Source organism: Streptacidiphilus sp. EB103A, assembly GCF_041261405.1.
Lineage (GTDB): Bacteria > Actinomycetota > Actinomycetes > Streptomycetales > Streptomycetaceae > Streptacidiphilus.
The window spans coordinates 182510-201312 of sequence record NZ_JBGCAQ010000014.1 but is presented as its reverse complement, the minus strand read 5'-3'; the positions used below and the strand labels follow the sequence as shown (position 1 = coordinate 201312).

Below are 18803 nucleotides of genomic sequence, written 5' to 3'. Positions count from 1 at the left end.
TCACCGGTCCTCCGATGCTTGGTCCGCGGGCCTGTGGACAGAGGACGGGTCCGCCGGGGCTGCTCCGGTGTCCTCGACGTCCGGGTGCTGGCGTGCGGCGTCGGGGTCCGGGTTCTGGGCGGCTTGGTGGTCGGCTGCCTGGTCCTTGGGGTTGGTCGACAGCGCGTGCAGGAGTTCCTCGGAGGGGGCGTCCCACTGCATGGTCGCGACGCGGTCGCGGTGGTCGCGCACGATGCAGTGGCCGTGCCGGATCTCGCCGGACCCGGTCTTGCCGACCCCGTGGATCAGGGCCCGGCTGGCCTCGCCGACCGGCAGGCGCAGCAGTTCGGCCATCGCGTCCTGCTGGACGGCGGTGCTCTGCTCGAAGCCGCAGACCGTGGTGATGGCCTCCATCACGCCGTCCAGGCCCATCAGCGACTTGGGGTCCTGGGTGTCGATGGCCAGCGAGGTGTCCAACGCCCTACCGGTGCGCGCGATGTAGTCCAGGAAGCGGCGCCCGTCGTCCGTCCCGGTCAGGACGTGGACCTCGGGGATCGACACCACCTTGGGCAGGTTGCGCAGGTCGGCGCGGGCGGAGGTGTTCAAGGCGTAGGCGATCAGCCCGCGCATCACCGCCAGGGAGACGCGCTCGGTCATCGTCATGTCCCGTGGGGCCGTGCCGGCCTGGGGCATCGTCAGGCCCGGGACCTGCACGAGCCACAGGCCCGGCTCGGGGCGCAGCGGGGAGGCGCCCTCGCGCGGGACGCCGAGCAGCGGTGCGCCGAGCTGGGTGCGGGCCAGTTCCGTCAGTGCCTGTCCGGCGTCGGCGGCCAGCGGGTCCGGGCTCTGGGCGAGCATCTCCACGACGCGCCAGGTCGCGGGGTCCTCGCCGGCGGCGACCCAGTTGCAGACCTTCAGCAGGTGGGTCTCCACCCCGGCGTCGCGCATCCGCTCCGGCAGGATGATCAGGAGCTGGGAGACGACCTGCAGGGCGGCGTCGCCCTTGGGCAGGAGCCGGAACAGGTCGCAGACCGCCGGGGTCTCCAGGCCGCAGGTGACGTGGTGGGAGGGCAGTTTCAGGTACTCGCCGGCCTTGATCAGGCCGCCCTCGTCGCCCTTGAATCCGAGCATGAGCGCGAACGCGCCCTTCATGGCGGCGGTCAGCGTGGCGAGCATCATCGAGGTCGTCTTGCCGCGCCCCGAGCGGCCCACGAACGCGGTGGTCGTCGCATCGCCCCTCGCTGAACCGGCGGTGATGTCGATCCGGCACACCCCGGGGGTGGTGCCGGTCAGCAGTCCCGCGATCGGCCCCTGGGTGTCGCCGGCCTCCGAGCCGCCCCAGAACATGCTGGCGGCCAGGGCGTCGGTGCCGCGCTTGTGGCCCAGGTCCAGGACCCGCAGCATGTCGCCGATCTGCGCCTCCAGCCACAGTTCGCGCTGCTCGGCGTCGGCGACCACCACCTCGATGTCGACGCCGGAGTAGTGGCCGATGACCGCCTCGCAGCGCGCCCGCAGGTCCTCCAGGCTCTCGGTGGACACCACCAGCAGCCGCGGGTGGTCCTCCATCAGCGTCATGCCGTCGCGGGACATGCGCTGGCGCACGCCCTCCATAACGACCTCGGTCTCCTCGATCTCGGCGAACGTCTCGCCGGCGGAGCCCTCGGCGGCGGAGCGCCGCTGCTCCTTGGCGGCCTGGCGGATCTTGTCGACTTCCTTGATGGCGCGGCCCTTGCGCCAGACCGAGAAGCGGATGGAGGCCTCGGGCAGGACCAGTTGCTCGAAGTCGGTGTGGGGGTTGGTGTAGCTGATCTCGGACAGGCAGCGCAGCCACTCCTGGTCTCCGGGGGTGACCAGTTCCTCGGGGAAGGCGGGCATGACCAGGACGGACACCCATGCGCAGGTGTTGCCGCGGGCGTCGACCATGCGCACGTGGTCCGGCTGCGGGATCGCCTTGGACTGCGTCAGGCGCACCAGGGCGGCGCCGGTGACCGCGGGCAGGCGCGGCGGGGCGGGCTGGGGGCGGTAGGACTCGCGCGAGATGGCCCAGGCCAGCAGTTCGACCGGGGCGACGCGGGCGCGCCACGGCGTGGACTCCAGGCGCCGCTCCAGGCGGCGAACCAGGGCGTCCAGGTGGGCGAGTTCGCCGTCGGCCAGGCCGGTGGAGCCGATGCCGAGGGTGTCAGCGGCCTTCTTCTTGACCGCGGCCCCGCCGGCCGAGTCCCGCTCCGCGATCCGCACGCCGAGCAGGATGTGGCGCTGCGGCAGTTCCAGCTGGTCCAGGCGGGCCGCCCACATGTCGGCGAACACCTCGACGTCGCCGGCGTTGAAGATCTTCAACGCCTCCTGGCGAAACGTTTCTCCATCCAGGCGCGACCAGATGACCTTCAGGTGGCAGTCGTAGCCGGGCAGGATCTTGGACAGCGCGAGGGCGGCGGCGTCCTGCTCGGAGTCCTGCTGCTCCTCGGGCATGAGGTCGCTGTTGGTGGACGACAGGACGAAGAACGCCTCGGCGGCGGTGTCGGTGACCACCAGGCCGTCGGCCACGGCGACCAGTTGGGGTTCGCGCATCATCCGCTCGGCGCCCAGGCCGAGCATGCGCCCGACCCGCGAGACGGACTTCTTGGCGGTCTTGCTGGTGGCGCTCATGCGGTGGGCCCCTTCGGCCGGGTGGTGGTCGGGTGGTTCCCGGTGGCCAGGTCCAGGGCCTGCTGGCCGGTCAGGTAGAGCAGTTGCAGTTCGGTGCGCGCCGCGTTGGGGCCCAGCAGGCGCGCGCGGCCGACGTGGTCGCTGTTGTCGGTGGGCCGCCGCTCGCCGGGTGCGGCCAGCGCCGCCCAGGTCCCCATGTCGGGGTTGGCGAGGATGCGGGTGGTGAGCAGGTGGCGGGCCGGGGCGCGCAGGGGCTGCGGGACGCCGTAGGCGGACATGATCACGTGCAGGCCGTGGGGGCGGCCGTGGGCGAGGATCGCGACGAGCGCGTCCAGCGGCGCGGCCGCGTAGCCGGGTCCGCGCCGGAAGCGCGGGAGGTCGTGGGCGACGGCGGTCTCCACGATCAGCACCCGGGTGCGCGCGGCGGGGGCCGGGGCGGTGGGCTGCTTGCGGACCTGTTCGGCGAGGTCCTGCAGGAAGGCGTGGATCACCAGCGGCTCGCTCCAGTGGGTGATGCCGTCCACGCCGTGGGCCCAGCCCTGCTCGTTCTGGAAGTCGAGGATGTCGACGCGCACACCGGTGGCGGCCAGTTGCGCGGCGACGTTCTGCAGCAGGCTGCTGGCGCCGTACCCCGAGGGCATGACCACCAGGGTGTGTCCGTGGGCGGGGGTCAGGTGGACCGGCTGGTTGCCGGCGGCCAGGCCGATCAGCGGGTCGGTGCTGGGGGTGAGGGGGATGGGCAGGTCCGCGAGCAGGACGCGGTCCGGGACCCCCGGGCGGGGGTGGGCGGGCGCGGGGGTGCGGGGTGTGGCGGGTCGCAGGAGTGACCGGGTGCGCAGCAGGCGCCTCAGGGTGTTCATCGGGTCTCTCCTTGCGTCGCGGTGCCGCGGGCCATCGCCCGGGCCTCGGCGTGGTCCAGGTACAGGGCCTGCAGGGTGGTCAGGGTCCGGTCGGCGGCCAGGTGCAGGCGGCCGGGGGTGGAGGAGTAGGCGGGGATCGCCCAGACCTCGGGGGCTGCGCGGTGCCACAGCGCGTGGCCGGCGCCCCCGATCAGGCGGGCCGGGAACAGGCGGCGCACCTCGCCGGGCAGTCCGGGCAGCTCGGCGGTGGGGTTGCCAGCCCAGACCTGGACCCCCCGGCCGGGTCCGCCTTCCAGGAGCTGGCCCAGGGCGGTGACGGCGGGAGCCTCGGTCAGTTGCGTCTCGGGGCGGGTGTGGGACCAGTACTGGCGCAGGGACTGCACCAAGGTGGCGACGTTCTCCACCAGGACGACCTGCCGCCCCGTCCAGCCGCCGGTGTGCGCGGGGGCGGGTCGGTCGAGGTGGTGGGCGAGGTCCAGCAGGCGGGTGTGGATGTCCTGGACGCGGTGGTGGACGGCGACTTGCCCCAGGCCCAGACCCCAGTGGTGGGCGCCGGTGGCGGGGTGGGGGTCCAGAATGTCGACGAGCGCACCCAGGCCGGCGGCCTGGGCGGCCAGGGTCTGCAGGGTGCTGCTGGTGCCGGCCCCCGACCCGGCGCAGACCATCAGGTTGGTGGTGTCGTCGGGCAGCACGACTGGGGTGTCGTCCTGGGCCAGGCCCAGCAGGACGGTCCCGGTGGTCAGGTCCAGGGCGGCTCGGGTGTGCGGGTCCGACAGACGGACGTGGGTGCGCAGCGGCAGCGGCAGGGACGTCTGCCGCGGGCAGGTGGGGTTGGTCATCGCGGGTCGGCTTTCGGTGTGGAGCGGCGGCTGGTCTTCGCGCGGGCGCGGGCGACAGCGTCGGGGCCGTACAGCCGCACCCGCGGGCGCAGCCGGGCGGGGCGGCCGTAACTGTCGGCCGGGTCGGGCCGGCCATCTGCGCCGAACAGGGCTTCCAGGCCAGGTAGTTGCGCGAGCTGGGGGACGGCTTCGCCCAGCCGGCGGGCGCGCAAGCGCAGGCCGGCCTTCGGGGCGGGGACGCGGCCGCGGCCGATGACCGGCCGCAAACCGGACTGCAAGTAGTTCAGCCGCACCCCCCAGATCAGGAGGTTGGTGCGGCGCCAGTAGGTCAGCGACCTCTTCGCGCCGAAGTAGGTCAGGCCCACCGGTGGCAGGAGGAAGAGCGGGACGACCGGCTGGGGTGGGAACCCGAGGACCAGCAGCCACAGGCCCCACCAGACGGCGCAGATGACGGAGCCGTACTTCAGGGTGGTGCGGGGAATGCCCTCGCCCAGGTCCAGGCCCAGGAGTTCGTGCTGGCGGGTCTCGATGTCCCAGTGGCGGGAGTAGGTGCGTGCGCTTCGCATCGGCTGGCCCCCGCTCAGCCGGTGAAGACGCTGGCGAGCTTCGCGCCGATCAGCTTCAGGATCGTGACCGCCTGGTCGGGCGAGAAGATCATGAAAGCGACGACCGCGGCGCCGACGAAGTGGGTGATCAGGGCGCCCCATTCCTTCTTGGCCCAGTGCCCGAAGGCACGGACTCCCAGAACGAGGCCGAACAGGCTGCCGACGATCGTCAGCGCCCAGGAGACCAAGCTGTTTCCGGCCATGACGAGATGACTCCTTCTGCAGGTGGAGCAAACGGCGCCCCGGCCGCGACACGGCGGCCAGCGGGGCGGTAGAAGAGGAGAAGGGGGAAGGGAGTTATCCGGCCGCGGTGACGCCGTCGACCTGCCAGGCGGTAGCGCCGCCGGCGACGACCTGCAGCAGCACGACCCGGTACGTCTGCTGCAGTTGGGCGCCGGCCAGGTTCCAGGTGACGGTGGCGGTGCCGTAGCGCTTGGAGCCGGTCCCGGCGTCGACCGTCCAGCCGTCCAGCGAGGACAGCGAGATCGACCCGCCCAGCGGCAGGATCACCGCGCCCGGGGCCGCGGCCTGGCCCTGGTTCCCGGCCGCCCACGCGGTCAGGAACTGCTGCACGGTCTGGGTCGTGGCCCCCGTCAGCGCGTTGTCGGGATCCGGCGGGGCGGGGACGGTGTAGGCGATAGGCCCGGGCAGCCCCACCAGTGCGGGCTGCCCGGTGACGATCACCCGCCCGCGGGCCTCGGCGACCGGGACCTGCAGGCCCCGCCAGCCGTTGGTGACGATCTGCTTCCCGCCCACGGTGGCGGTCACCGAGACGCGCACATCGACGCTGACCCGGGCCCGGCCGCCGCCGAGCTGGGTGACCGCACCCGGAATCGTCTGCGCGGCGCTCTCGTAGCCACTGCCGTTCCACCCCATCTTCGGGTCCGCGCCCTGCGGCAGATCAGCAGCCAACTCGCTGGCCCGCATCTGCGGGTCGGAGCTGTCCCAGGACATGTAGGAGCGGGCGAATTGCGCCGCGACCTGCTGCGCCTCGGCGGTGGGAACCTGGTCGGCGCTGGAGGACGAGGGGGCGGGCGCGGGCGCGTGGGCGCTCTTGGCCGGGAAGATCCAGGTCCGCAGGCCGGACAGGGCCAACAGGCCGATCACCGCCCAGATCAGCAGCCGCCCGGCTCCGCGGGCCGCGGACCGGGCCCCGGACTCGGCCTCCTCCTCCCACATCGCCCCACCGGACCGACCGCGTTCGTGCGGTGCCCCCGGTTCCTCGGACGGAGCCTTGTCGGGTTTGGGCGCACGCTCGGGAAGGTTCAGCATTTTCCTGAGTCCCGCCATCAATTCCTCCTCGCTCGCGTAGTCCAGATCCCGGCGCGGGAAATGGCGATCGGTATTCGCCCCGCCTTCGGGAGGCGCTTCCTAATCCTGCGAGAGGGGACCTGTGGATAACTTCCGAGGATTTTTCTGTGCACGAGCGTGCGGCTGGCTGGTGCGACCGAGATTTTTAGTTGGCGGATGTGGGCGATAGTTGGCGGGCCTTGGCCCGGTAACGCTCAGCTACGAAAAGTTCCGAAGATCCGCCTCGTGCGCCTGGGGGGCCGTGCTGTCGTGGGTAGGTGAATGAGGCAGCAGCGAGGGCGAAGATCCCGTCGGATTCGAGTGGCTTGGATCACTTGGCCGTCTCGTACGACGGCGATATGGAGCTGAGGGAACGGCTCCGGCTCGGCGGCGACTGGCCGGCTCGGTGGAGTTCGACCTGGCAGGTAGGAGACGGCAAGGTCAGCTGGCCGGTTCGGGACATGGGACATGTGCCTGTCCTGTCGTCGCGGCCGATGCGCGGCTTCACCTGGCGGGCGAGACAGCGCCATCGGCCGGGGCTCGAGGTGATGGCGTCGACCGGCCGCGGGCACGGCTTCGAGTCACTGGAGGAGTTGAAGCTGCTGGTCGCGTTGGACTTCCTGCGCGCAACGGAGGTGCTGTCACAGCCGTTCCGGTTGGACTTCGAGTACGCCGGTGGCTGGGCCTGGCATATCCCGGACTATCTGGCCCTGATCGACGGCGGGATGTGGCTGCTGGACGTCCGCCCGATGGATCTGGTCAAGGAGAACGACGCGGTGAAGTTCGCGGCGGCCCGGGAGACGGCCGCTGCCTGTGGATGGCGGTACTCAGTCGTGGCGGGCTGGCGCCCGCATGTGTGGAGCGTCCTCGATCACCTCTCGTCTCGCCGACGGCTGGCGAGGGATCTGCTCGGTATGAGGGACCAACTCCTTGCTGCGGTCGCTGACCTGGGCGGGAGCGCGGTGACCTTCGCCGAGTTGGCGGGGAGGACGAGCCTGCCCGCGGTGGCCCGGGCCAGCATCGTCCGGCTTCTCTGGCAGCGAGAGCTCGGTGTCGACCTGGGTAGTCCCCTGGTCGACGGCTCGATGGTCTGGGCGGTGTGATGAAGGCGGCGAGTGGGTTCCTGCAGGTCGCGGCGGGAAGGCGGGTTGCCTTCGACGGCGCGGAGTGGACGATCCAGGAGGTCCAGGCCCAGTTCGGGCGGGTCGTGCTGGCCGACGACGCGGGCCGCGCCGAGACGCGGTCGTTCCGCTGGCTCGTCAACCACCCCGGTCTGCGACTGCTACGGCCGGCACCGCAGGAGAGCCGGCGGCCACCGGTGTCCCGGCAGTCGCGGTCCCTGGCCGACCTGACTCCGGACCAGTTGGTGCGGGCCCGGCTGCGGGCCGCGCACGTGCTGGAGGTCGAGACGGGATTCCGGGAGGGGCATCCTTCCCGGGCCCTGCCGGGCGAGCCCCGGCCGGCCTACGACCCGGATCGGACGACGTTGACCGAGCGTCGCCGGGCGAAAGTGGCGGAGGTGAAGGCGATGCCCCGGCCCGAGGCTGTGCGCCTGGGGTTGCAGCACTTGAGTTTCCGCAGCCTGGAGCGGGTGTCGGGGCTGGCGGGCGACAGTCTGCTGCTGGCCTGCGCTGATGGGCGGTGGACTCGGCGTCGCAGTGGGCACCGGAGCGTCACCCCAGAGGTCCGCGAGGCGATCTTCGCGGTCAAGGCGGAGTGCGAGGATCGCGCCCGCATCACCATGGCGGCCAGGCACCGGCTGGTGCACCAGTACATCCATGAGCGGTTCCCCTTGTTCCCGATCGAGAAGGTCCCTTCCCGCTGGACGTTCGCGGAGGTCTGGGAGGAGTGGTTCGGACCCGGGGGCGCCCGCCCGCGCTACGCGCGCACAGCCCAGGCCGCTGCGGAGGCCGGGGTCTCCAAGGGCCTGGTGGTCCACCGGCCGGGCCAGGTCCTGGTGCTGGATTCGACACCGATGCCGGTGATGCTGCGCGAGACGGTGTTCGGCGACGCGGTCAAAGCCACCCTCACCCTCGCGCTCGACCTCTACACACGCGGACTGCCGGCCTTCCGGCTGACGTTGAAATCGGACACCTCGGTCGACATCGCGATGCTGCTGCGGGATGTGATGCTGCCGCTGCCGATGAGGGACGGCTGGGGCGAGGACATGGAGTGGCCCTACACCGGCGTCCCGGCGGACGTGATCGCGGAGTTCACAGGGCACCGGGTCGCCGCGCTGCCGTTCTTCGCGCCGGAGACGGTCACCGCCGATCACGGCGGCCCCTACAAGAACCACGACCTCGTGGAGGCCGAGCGGGAGATGGGCTGCCGGATCCTGCCGGCCCGCGTTCTGCGCCAGACCGACAAGTTCGCGGTCGAGCGCCAGTTCCTCACCATCCAGACCATGCTCTTCGAGCACCTGCTGGGCTTCACCGGCGTCGATGTCGCCGACCGCGGCGCCGACCCGGAGCGCGACGCCACGCTCACGCTCGCACAGGCCGAACACATCATCGCCACCTGGATCGTCCAGATCTGGCAGAACCACAAACTGGGCGAATACGCCCCAAGCTGGGCTCCTGGCGAGGACCACAGCCCCAACACCCTGTTCGCCGCAGCGATGGAGCAAGGCGGCTTCGACCTGGACTTTCCCGAGCCGAGCTTCTACTACCGGGCCCTGCGCAAGCACCACGTGAAGATCCACGCCCGACGCGGAGTGAAGATCCTCGGGCTCTGGTATCACCACCCGGTCCTGGACAAGCCGCAGTTCCTGCAGCCCTCCGCCCGCGGCGGCAAGCACGCGGGCAAGTGGGTGGTCCGCAGTGACCGAAGGGACCGGCGGCAGGTGTTCTTCCAAGACCCCGACGACCACGAGGAATGGCACGTCCTGCCCTGGAAGGGCCTTCCACCCGAAGGGGAGGTCCCCGCCTTCTCCGACAAGTCCGTCGATGCCCTGCTGGAACATCTGAGGACGAACAAGATCACGATCAGGTCGGAGCGCGAACTGCTGGAACACCTGCTGAAGATCCTCGGATCGGTCACCCCGGTCGACCAGTGGCCCAGCCAGGCGAAGAAGCAGGACGGGAAACGTGACCGCGTCGCCCGCGCCCGCGAGATCACCCGCGCCGAGACCGCCACCGCGGACCGTCCCCCCGCTCCGGCTCCGTCGGTCGCTCCGACCCCCGTTCCGGAGCCGACCGGCCCGGTGCCGGCCGAGATGCCAGTGGCCTGGTCCAAGCACGCCCACGCCATCGACCGGGCTGTCGACGCGGACCGCCGACGCCGGCGCGAAGAGGCCCTGGCCGGGACCGAGCCCGTCGCGCCACCGACGCTGGACGAGGCCTTGCGCCAGCGCCCCATGTTCCTGATCCCTGCCAGCGAAGACCCGGACACCGACCCGACAGTCCCGGAGGACACATGACGCGCACCCCCGACCTCGACGACGTGCTGGCCGGCCTGCCCTCCAGGGCCCGGATCGCCGAGCTAATCCTTGGCAACCGGCCGCACCGCGACACCTTCGCAGGCTGGCAGCACTACCGCCTCCACCGAGGCCAGGTGCTGCCCGCAGCGGCGATCACCGTGAACCAGTGGCGGACGGTCCCCGAGGCCCGCCGCGGTGACTACGACCTCTACCGGCAGCTGACGAACGTGAACCTCCCGCTGCAGCAGACACCCATGCACGACAAGGTCGGCAGGCTGATCCGGCGACGGCTCCGGGGCAACACCATGAAGCAGGACGACCCGACCTTCCCCGGTGTCATGGTCAGCGGCTGGGGCGGCTACGGAAAGACCGCCTCCGTCTGCTCGGCCGGGGCGGTCTTCGAGGACAGCTGGCTTGACCTGCACGGCGCCCTCGGCCCCGGGACGCTGCCGGGAACCCGTGACCTCCACGCGCCGGTCGTCTATATCCCGACCCCGGTGACCGCGACCCCCAAAAGCCTATGCCAGGCGATCTTGAACTTCTTCCGCGCGGAGATCCGCAGCTCAGCGACCCTGCCGCAGCTGGTCCGTCAAGTCGCCGACTCGCTCGAGGACCACAGAGTCAAGGCCATGCTCCTTGATGACATCAGCCGACTGCGGATGCACCGGGCCGACGACCAGGACGTCCTGGACCTGATCCGGGCCTTCATGAGCCTGGGGGTGACCCTGATCCTGGCCGGCGTCAACATCCCCGGCACCGGCCTGCTGCGCGAGGCGGAATGGGACAAGAAGACCAGGCGGTGGGAGATGACGCCGCTGGAATCGACCCGCATCCACGGCCTGGAGATCACCCAGACCGAGCACCGTTTCGAGTTCATCGAGCTCGACCGCTTCCGCTACGGCACCCCGCGGCAGATCAACGTCTTCGTCAACCACCTGCAAGGGATCGAGGGCCACCTGCGGCTGCTGAAGGCCAAACCGGGCATGCTCACCGGTCACGGCATGCCCGAGTACCTCATGCGCCGCACCGACGGCGTCGTCGGACTGCTGGGTCGCCTGCTCGAAGACGGAGCCCTGGAGGCGATGGACTCCGGGAAGGAACTGATCAACGAGGCCCTGCTGGACGAGATCGTGCTGCGGCGCGACGAGCCAGAGGAGCCATCGGACGAACCCGACATCCCCGCCGACCCGCCCGCTGCCCGCCCCAAGACAGCCCGCACGAAGCGGCCCAGGAACGGCGTCCTCGACGACAAGGGGCCGCAGGGCGCCGAAGCGGCCGGGTGACCGGTGAACCCTTCCCCCCATCCCCTGCCCAGGACCCTGGTCCCGCTCGCCGACGAAAGCCTGCCCGGCTTCCTCCTCCGCCTGGCCCACCGCCTGGACCTGGCCCCCGCACAGCTGATCTGGCGCATCGGCCTCGGCGGCAGCAAACCCGGCCGGCCGACGCCGGCCAAGCACCTGCTGATGCTGGAAGCCGGACAGCAGAAGGCCTTCGCCGAAGCGGCGAAGATCACCACAGCAGATGCCGAGGCACTGACGCTGTTCCCGTTCCTCGAGCGCTACCCGCCCCTGACCCGGGCGCTGGTGCGTCAGGGCAGCCCAGCGCGTCCTCGCCACCTGTTCCCCGCCGGGATCCTGATCACCTACTCCCGCTTCTGCCCCCACTGCCTGATCGGCGACGGTTCCCCGGTCCAGAACAGGTTCGGTGGCTCCTGGAGACGGCAGTGGCGCCTCGCGGTCTCCTTCGCCTGCATGGAGCACAACGTCTTTCTCCGGCACGACTGCCCCGCCTGCGGCCTGCCCGCGATGAGCGGACAGGCCGACAGCAGCCCGTCCCTGCTGCCCGCATCCCCCACCCCTGGACTCCACCCCGCTCAATGCCGCAACCGCGTCATCACGGGCGAACGCACCGGGATCTGCGGCCAGCGCCTGGACCAGGCCGCTCCGCCGGCCACCGAGCTCACCGCGACCATGGCGAACCTCCAGCGCACGCTGCTGGACCAGCTCGCGGCCTCCCACCCCGCCGACCGCGCCTTCCAGCAATTCGCCGACCTGCACGTCCTGTCAGCGATCATCAAGGCCGCCTGGCCCAGCTCTCTCCATCTGGTTCCGAAGGAGTTGCGCCCGGAGCTGGCCCAGCACGTCGCAGAGCAGGACTCTCTCGCCCTCGCCGACTGGCCTCACGAGCGCAACCGCGGCAGGAAGACCGCTATCGCCTGGAGCACCCCGCCCACCGACGCCCGCGCCCAAGCAGGTCTCCTAGCGGCAGCCGAGCGCCTGGCCAGCCGTCCGCCGGCACCGCACCACGACCCCCTCGTCCCGCTCTTGCACAAGATCGAAGCACAACCGAACGAACGCTGGGACGACACCTGGCTGGTCCTGGCCCGGGACTCGTCACCGAGCTTGCGCCAGCGAATCGACCACGACTACCGACTCGAGTTCCCGGCCCTCTGGGTCCGCCGCGGGGCACCGGACCAGTGGGTCGCTGCGACACACCGCTCCGACGCCCTCGTCGAGCCAGTCATCGCGGTCCGGGACCGCGGTTTCCTCGCCGAGCACATCCCCCAGAGCCTCCCCCCGGCATGGCTCGCGCACTTCGCCGAGCACACCGGGATCCCCCGGCACATGAGTTCCCTGCTCAAGCGTGTCGTCCCTGTTCAGCTCGTCCAGTCAGTCACCGGTGAGGACTTCCACGAGGCCGCGCGGTTCCTCGGCATCCCCACCGAATGGATCACCGAGAAGCCCCGCGTCCTTCACCCGATCCGGTTGAACTCGCGCTGGCGCGACTTCGACTTTCCCGGCGCTATCGACCACCTCGCCGAGCACATCGCAGCCCAGGACGCGCCCGCAGACTTCCTCGCCCGCCGCCGCCTCTTCAACGACTGGCAACTCGAGGACCGCGCATGGGAACAGCTCCGTCGCCTGCACCGCGGCAAGGGACCACAGCCCACAGACTGGACACGAGACTCCGCGTCCACACTGATCTGGAGCCGGGTGACGGGCAGCGAATACCTCCTCGCCCCCACCTTCCGCGGATCCCCGCCAGCAAGCCCGAGCCTGAGCCGCACATCAACGGCACTCCGCACCCTCACCCACTGGGACACCCGGGCCACCAGCCGCCAGCCGAACTACCCGGCGATTTTCGAGGCCGCCGAAGCCCTCGCGGTCCAGATCGCCGAGGCCGCAGATGCTCACGCACAGTAACGGTTGACTGGCCCGAACCCGCCAACTATCACCCACACGACCCGCCAACCACCGCCCTCGAGACACCTCAGACCTGGACAGATGAGGAAGGCCACCCGCCAACTAAAAGTCTCGGTCGCAGCTGGCTGAGTACGTCCGAGACCTTCCTATTGGCGAGCGGGATCTCCAGCCGGCAGTGACTTTGATTCGGCCTCCGGGCACCACGCACATCCGAAGAACCGCGGGCGACACGGGCACCGGAGCACGGTCTCGGCGTAGTCTGCTGATGCCTGTTTCGTGGCCGTGGGCCCGAGGAGCCGAACGGGCGGCTTGGGACTTCAGCGTTGGGGCGGACCCGCGGCGGCGATACTGGTGACGCCCGCCCCAGCAACTACACCGAAGGCCTGGGTGTCCGACGGCCGCGGGCAGGGCTACCCGACCGAGGGCTGCTCCCGACTACATTGGTGGGGCGCTGTCGTCGTTGGTCTGGCATGGAGGAGAACCGTGCCGCTGGTCTCGGTCGTGATGCCCGTCCACAATTCGGCGGCCACTCTCGGCGCTTCGGTCCGGTCGGTGCTTGCGCAGACTCACACCGATGTCGAGCTGCTGGTCACGGACGATGCGTCCTGCGACGGCTCCATGGATCTACTCAGGGAGCTCGCCCGGCAGGACGAGCGCGTCCTGCCGGATTCGGCGCCCGAGCGGGGTGGCGCGGCCAGGGCACGCAACCTTGCTGTGGAACGCGCCCGAGGGGACTACGTGGCCTTCCTCGACAGTGACGACATGTGGCTTCCGGCCAAGGTTGAGCAGCAGCTTGCCTTCGCTGCGACGGCCGATGCGCCTCTGACGTTCACCTCCTATTACAAGGTGGACGCCCAGTACGACGGTGAGGCCGCCGACTTCATTCCGAACGGACGTGTAGTGAAGGCGCGAGAGCGCGTCGGCTACCGAGAGATGTTGATCCAAGATCACATCGGGGCTCTGACCGCTATGTACGACCGCTCCGTCCTCGGCACAAGGCTGATGCCGGACATGCCCAAACGGCAGGACTACGCACTGTGGTTGTCGATCATGCGGGATGGCACTCCCGCTCGGGGTCTGCAGGAGCCGCTGGCGGTCTACAGGGCACAAAGGCCGGGATCGCTCTCATCGAACAAGCTGGCGCTCATCCCCTACAACTGGAAGCTCTACCGCGATCACGAACGACTCTCGGCTCCTCAGTCGACTCTGGCCCTGTCCGGAGCAGCGTGGCACTCGCTGCGCAAGTCGCGGATCTAGCTCGACCTTTGATCAGGGGCATAGAACGAGGGGCGAGGCGATCCGCCGGCAGGCGCCTTCGGCATCCGCCCACCACACAGCCGCGATCCGAAGGGCCGGAGCCGAGCGGCGACTAAGGCGCCCCTGCCTGCTCGACACCGGCCTGTGGAAAGGCGCTCACCACGAGCCGGTGGGCCTCTGCGGCCAATGATGAGGACCGCCCGGGACCGCACCCCTCGGCGCGGCTGAAGGCTGCAGTTCCCTGGCGGCCGCGGCCGCCCGCCCCGAGGTCCCGGCACCGACGCCCGTCGAGCGGGGACAGAGCAGCCCGACCATAAATGATCATGAAGGGGTGTGCCGTTCGCCGCCCCCGGGGTGCGCCTTCGGGCGGGTCGACGGCGGGCCCCTGCCGGCCCTGGCGCGGAGGGGCCAGCAGGCGCAGCAGCGATTGCGTTCCCTCGTCCGTAGCCCTGGCGTAAGCGGTCGTGGCCGACGGCCCCGGTGGGCGCCGGGTGCGGGCGTCACACCGGGGACGTCGGCCGTCTCGGTTCAGGGCTTCTGGAGCGGGTTGCGTCGGTAGTACTCCGCGATGGCCTCGTAGGAGTAGACCTCTCGTCCGGCCTCGATGTCACCCCTGGGAAAGTCCACGCGCCGCTGCTTGTGGGAGCGCATCGTGCTGGGCGCGATGTCGATGCCCTCGTCCTGCGCCATGCGGCGCGAGATCTGCATCAGCGACAGCAACTCTGGCCCCTGCTGCTCTTGGGGGGCCTGCTCGGTTTCGGCGTCCGCCGGGTCCTCGACAGCGGGTGTCTCGTCCCGGGGTGCCCCGTCCTCGGGGTCCCAGTCGGCGGGCGCTTGGTCTGCGATGCCCGGCGGCAGGTCACGGGGGGCGGCGTTGCCGGCGTCCGTGCTTTGGCCGGCCTCGCCTGCGGGGTGCCGTGAGGGGGATTGCGGCAGTGCGGGGACGTCGCGGTGGGCGACTGCGGTAGCAGCCGACGTCTCGGGTTCCTTCGTCAGGGAGGTGCGCGGGCCGATCGGGCGGGAGCCCTGCAGCAGCGAGGGAAGTCGCTGGGGGCTGCGGACCGGAGGAGCTCCGTACAGGTCCGCCGTGCTGTACCCCCTCTCCCGGCGCAGCTTGACGCAGTAGTCGCGGAAGGCCGCGGGCTCGGCGAACGGCACCTGGACCCACACGCGCCGGTTGCCCTCGATGATCAGCATCCGGCCAGCCTTGTCGACGCTCTCGGGGATGGGTGAGGTGTTGACGATCATTTTCCACTGGTTGGCATTGAAGTTTCCCATCATGATGAGGCGGAACATGTTCCGCAGGCCCCTGTTTCCGACCGCGGCTTCCCGCAGGTCCTGGAATACGCCGATGATGGTGACGTTCACGTGCCGACCCATGCGCATAATGCTGGCGATATCGGTCCACATGGGGTCTGCGGCGGGTTCGCCTTTTTCTTTGTTCTCGTTCCACCACGCCTTGCTGGCGTCGCCGAATTCGTTGCCCTCCTCAAGGATAAGGGTCAGTCGGTCGAATTCCTTAGTGGGGTCCTGCTTCTTCAGGTAGTTGCGGGCCGCGACCTCCTGGGCAACCCAGGTGATGGCCGCGCGCATGTCGCCCACGTTGCCGGGGTCGGTGTACAGGTGGATGCCGCGGACGCCTTCGAAGCAGATGATGGACGCCATCTTGACGTCGACGCCGACTACGGTGGCTCCCTGGTACACCAGTTGGGTGATGACCTGCTGCAGGAAGCTCGACTTTCCACCGCCGGATCCGACCGACAGAGCCCACATCGGGGTCTCCCCGGTCATCTCCTTCATTACCGGCTGTGAGCGCTCGTCCAGGCCGATCACGATCTGTCCGGGCCGGCAGGCGGCGATCGCGGCCTGCATCTCGGGGGAGAAGAAGTCGACCTTGTCCGGGACCTCGTGGACCTGCTTGGGCTTGGCGGGCACGAAGGTCACGTTGAAGGGGTACTTGCTCAGGTTCCACTGCCCCTCCCACTTGCCGCCCAACCGGGCCGCGACCAGTTCGCGGAGCATCTTCTCGTGGCCCTCCTGCCCGTTCCAGGAGTCCGGGAGCGCGATCTTGACGTACGAGCGGTTGACGGGGATGGTCACCGCCTTGAGCCGCTGGGCGTCGTCCCACGCCGGCATGAGGTCTTTCAGCGCCAACGACAGCGGCACCACCAGCGTGCGCATGTGGGCACGGCGTCCGCGTCCCAGCAGGTGGGCCACACCGACCACCGGCACGAGCGCCGCAGCAATGACACTGGAGGCGACGATCACCCGTGAGTGCAGGTGCAGCCCCCACCACGTCCATCCCGCCCAACCGCCCCAGGCCAGTACGAACAGTCTCAGCAGTACGTGCTGCCACCGGGCCAGGGCTCCCGGGGACCTCGGACCGTCGCTGAGTGGGGCACCGGACAGGAACCGGCCGATCATCACGGCCGCCTGTTCCACGCCCTCTTCGATCTGCTGATCCATCGCTGTGCGCGCCACGACCACCCTCCCTCCGTCGAACGCCGCCCCGACGGAGATGGGCGGCTTGCCGACGCTATGAGCAGCAGCCTGTGGACAGTGGTCGCGCCGGACAGGGCTGATCAGGCCCGGGGCCGGCCGTTTCAACGCAGCACAGTCGGCAACTCCGGGAGCTGGTTGGCAAATGGCGGGGAGCAAGGCGACCAACGTGCCGTGAGCTGCAGCGGCCCGGTGCCCGCTTGCCAGCTAACCTGCGTCGCCGTTGCCAACCACGAAGCGTCATGGCGCTCCGACCAGGCGCGATCGACCGTGCTATTTGCCAACTGCGGCGCGATGTCGCACCGGCTGCGGCGGGGCGAAACGGGTGCCGGGGAAACGAATGCGGCCCCGGGACGCGGTGAGCTGTGACAGGGCAGCGACCGACGGTGTGCCAACTCGCGTCGCCCCTGCCGGCCACCGAGCGTCAGCTCACTCTGACCGGGCCTCATCGACCGTCCCGCATACTCCCTGCCGTGTGCTCTCGCATCGCCTGTGACGCCGCAGCAGGAGCCGCCAGCTCAGCAGGTGGTGGCGGGGCGATGGCCCGGGCTGCCGCGGTGTGGTGGGGCTGTGGTGGTGCCATGGCCTTCGGATCGTCTACCGGCCATACCGGCCGGGGGCGGGCGGTGGTGAGAAGCGCTGGAGGATCGGCGGGAGGTAGTCCACGAAATAGCCCAGGGACGGTAGTTGCGCGACCGAGCCGAGGACTGTGAGCTGGTCCAGTTCCACCGAGATGCCCCGGGCGCGCTCGGCGTCGAGAAGGCTCTGGTACCGGTCGTGCACCACGTCCAGGGGGAGGGGTTCGGCCAGGAAGTGCAGCCCGACGTTGCCGCGCTCTCCCTGGGTTGCCCCGTACAGGGTCAGCCTCTCGGGTGCGGTCTCGATGCCGACCTCCTCGACGAGCTCGCGAGCGGCGTGGCTGCGCAGTGCGGCCAGGTCCAACGGTTGGCCTGGCGGCGGTGGTTCGGCGGTGCCGCCGGGCAGCGTCCAGCGGCCGGGTGCGGCTGTGGACGGCGATTCGCGTCCGGCGACCAGGCCGCCGTCGGTGGGCTGCAGGACGGTAACGAACACGGAGGAGGGTTTCCACGCGCTGTCCAGGACTTGGCGCAGGCAGCGGTGCCGATACGTCGCTCTCGTCCAGGTCAGGGCAAGGTCGCGATCGAGTTCGTTCCAGGCAAGGGTCGTGCAGGCGACAACGGGCCCGTCGAACAGGTGGGGATTCGCGGCGACCGACTGTTCCCACAGACGGTCCATGGCCGCGATCGCCTGCGCCGGAACGGGTGGAACTCCGGTCTCCAGGAGGCGTAGCGAGAGGACGTCCATGAAGACGGCGGGGTCCGGCTGCGTCGGGTGCGAGGTCACCGGTCCATCCTGGCAGGCCTGCCGCCCGGCCCCGGCGGCGTGCACTGGTCGACGCGGTAGGTGCCGAGCCGGTTCCGTCCCGCCCTACCGCTGGACTGTGGCGTGCGGGAGGGGTTCGTTGGCGCCGCTCAGGTCCTCGCAGATCTGGAGGTCCAGTTCGACGGCCGCCTCGTCCAGCCGGGCCCACTGCTCCTCGGTGAGGTCCGGCAGGAGTTGGGTCAGGTGGTGCAGGGCGAAGGCGACGACGGCGGGTGCGGTGTGGTGCAGTGCGTTGACCAGGGCGACGTCGTGGGCGTGGGCGTGGTCGCTGCGTCCGCCGCTGAGGTGGTAGGCGGTTCCGTAGGCGTGGCGGGCGCGCTCGAGAATGCTGTCGTCGGCCGCTCGGCGCAGCGCGGTGCTGTCGTGGGTGTGCAGCAGGGCGCGGATAGCGTCGGTTGCCGCCGGTGTCGTCTGGTGGGGCTTGGCCATGGGGTGATCGCTCCTTGAGGATCGGTGACCGTGTGCCCGATGGACCGTGCGGACCGTTTGGCGCGGAGGTGTTCCGGTGGTGGGGGTCCAGGGTTGGGCACGGGTCGTCGGCTGCCAGGATGATCCTATTCGTTGGCGCCGGGCTGCCGGGCGTGCGGGTACGTCCTCGGTGTCGGGTTGGTGTCCGCTCCTCGGGGAGCTCGGGTCCGGTTCACGGTGCGATTCACTCGTTCGGGTGTAACTGTTCTCCTGCGGGCGGGGGTTGGGTCCGCCTGGACAGACTGGCAGGGGAATGGTGTGCGGTCGATGGTCGGGGGAGGGTGGGGATAGGTGGGCAGGTACGAGCTCGTCGACTTCCCGGCGACTTTCCGCCCGGC

Annotated in this window: 14 protein-coding genes; 5 read left to right on the top strand and 9 right to left on the bottom strand. The window is 70.2% G+C overall.

Features of this window, described 5'->3' with window-relative positions; translation table 11 throughout:
- From ABH941_RS23730 to ABH941_RS23705, 6 genes are all read right to left on the bottom strand, one after another.
- On the bottom strand, positions 1-2625 hold the full coding sequence (locus tag ABH941_RS23730; protein WP_370131464.1) for an ATP-binding protein: 2625 nt from the start codon (positions 2623-2625) through the stop codon (positions 1-3).
- Positions 2622-3485 (bottom strand): hypothetical protein, encoded by an 864-nt coding sequence (locus ABH941_RS23725; protein WP_370131463.1) that lies wholly within the window; start codon positions 3483-3485, stop codon positions 2622-2624. Before ABH941_RS23725 ends, ABH941_RS23730 begins: the two co-directional genes overlap by 4 nt.
- The gene (locus tag ABH941_RS23720) at positions 3482-4324 is read right to left on the bottom strand and encodes a cell division protein FtsK (protein ID WP_370131462.1); all 843 of its coding nucleotides are present in this window, start codon (positions 4322-4324) and stop codon (positions 3482-3484) included. Before ABH941_RS23720 ends, ABH941_RS23725 begins: the two co-directional genes overlap by 4 nt.
- Positions 4321-4890: a hypothetical protein gene (locus ABH941_RS23715; RefSeq protein WP_370131461.1), complete on the bottom strand. Its 570-nt coding sequence runs from the start codon at positions 4888-4890 to the stop codon at positions 4321-4323. The genes ABH941_RS23720 and ABH941_RS23715 overlap by 4 nt, the downstream gene beginning before the upstream one ends.
- A gap of 14 nt (positions 4891-4904) precedes the next feature.
- Positions 4905-5132 carry a TcpD family membrane protein gene (locus ABH941_RS23710; RefSeq protein ID WP_370131460.1) on the bottom strand — a complete coding sequence of 76 codons (228 nt, stop codon included), beginning with the start codon at positions 5130-5132 and terminating at the stop codon, positions 4905-4907.
- A 94-nt stretch (positions 5133-5226) separates the two neighbouring features.
- Positions 5227-6219 carry a conjugal transfer protein gene (locus ABH941_RS23705; RefSeq protein ID WP_370131459.1) on the bottom strand — a complete coding sequence of 331 codons (993 nt, stop codon included), beginning with the start codon at positions 6217-6219 and terminating at the stop codon, positions 5227-5229.
- A gap of 359 nt (positions 6220-6578) precedes the next feature.
- Here ABH941_RS23705 and ABH941_RS23700 point away from each other — a divergent pair, with 359 nt between their 5' ends.
- From ABH941_RS23700 to ABH941_RS23680, 5 genes are all read left to right on the top strand, one after another.
- Positions 6579-7322, top strand: coding sequence for a TnsA-like heteromeric transposase endonuclease subunit (locus tag ABH941_RS23700; RefSeq protein ID WP_370131458.1), 744 nt, complete (start codon positions 6579-6581; stop codon positions 7320-7322).
- Positions 7322-9637 carry a transposase gene (locus tag ABH941_RS23695; RefSeq protein WP_370131457.1) on the top strand — a complete coding sequence of 772 codons (2316 nt, stop codon included), beginning with the start codon at positions 7322-7324 and terminating at the stop codon, positions 9635-9637. Before ABH941_RS23700 ends, ABH941_RS23695 begins: the two co-directional genes overlap by 1 nt.
- A complete protein-coding gene (locus ABH941_RS23690) occupies positions 9634-10920 on the top strand; it encodes an AAA family ATPase (protein WP_370131456.1) in 1287 nt (428 codons plus the stop codon). The genes ABH941_RS23695 and ABH941_RS23690 overlap by 4 nt, the downstream gene beginning before the upstream one ends.
- A 3-nt stretch (positions 10921-10923) precedes the next feature.
- Complete coding sequence (locus ABH941_RS23685) at positions 10924-12840, top strand: TniQ family protein (RefSeq protein ID WP_370131455.1); 1917 nt, start codon at positions 10924-10926, stop codon at positions 12838-12840.
- 483 nt (positions 12841-13323) lie between these two features.
- The gene (locus ABH941_RS23680; RefSeq protein WP_370131454.1) at positions 13324-14097 is read left to right on the top strand and encodes a glycosyltransferase family 2 protein; all 774 of its coding nucleotides are present in this window, start codon (positions 13324-13326) and stop codon (positions 14095-14097) included.
- A 528-nt stretch (positions 14098-14625) separates the two neighbouring features.
- Here ABH941_RS23680 and ABH941_RS23675 read toward each other — a convergent pair.
- The 3 genes from ABH941_RS23675 to ABH941_RS23665 form a co-directional block, all read right to left on the bottom strand.
- A complete protein-coding gene (locus tag ABH941_RS23675; protein WP_370131453.1) occupies positions 14626-16578 on the bottom strand; it encodes a hypothetical protein in 1953 nt (650 codons plus the stop codon).
- Positions 16579-17193: 615 nt separating this feature from the next.
- Complete coding sequence (locus ABH941_RS23670; protein ID WP_370131452.1) at positions 17194-17958, bottom strand: NUDIX domain-containing protein; 765 nt, start codon at positions 17956-17958, stop codon at positions 17194-17196.
- An 84-nt stretch (positions 17959-18042) separates the two neighbouring features.
- Positions 18043-18426, bottom strand: a complete 384-nt coding sequence (locus ABH941_RS23665; protein WP_370131451.1) for a hypothetical protein — start codon at positions 18424-18426, stop codon at positions 18043-18045.
- Positions 18427-18803: the final 377 nt, after the last annotated feature.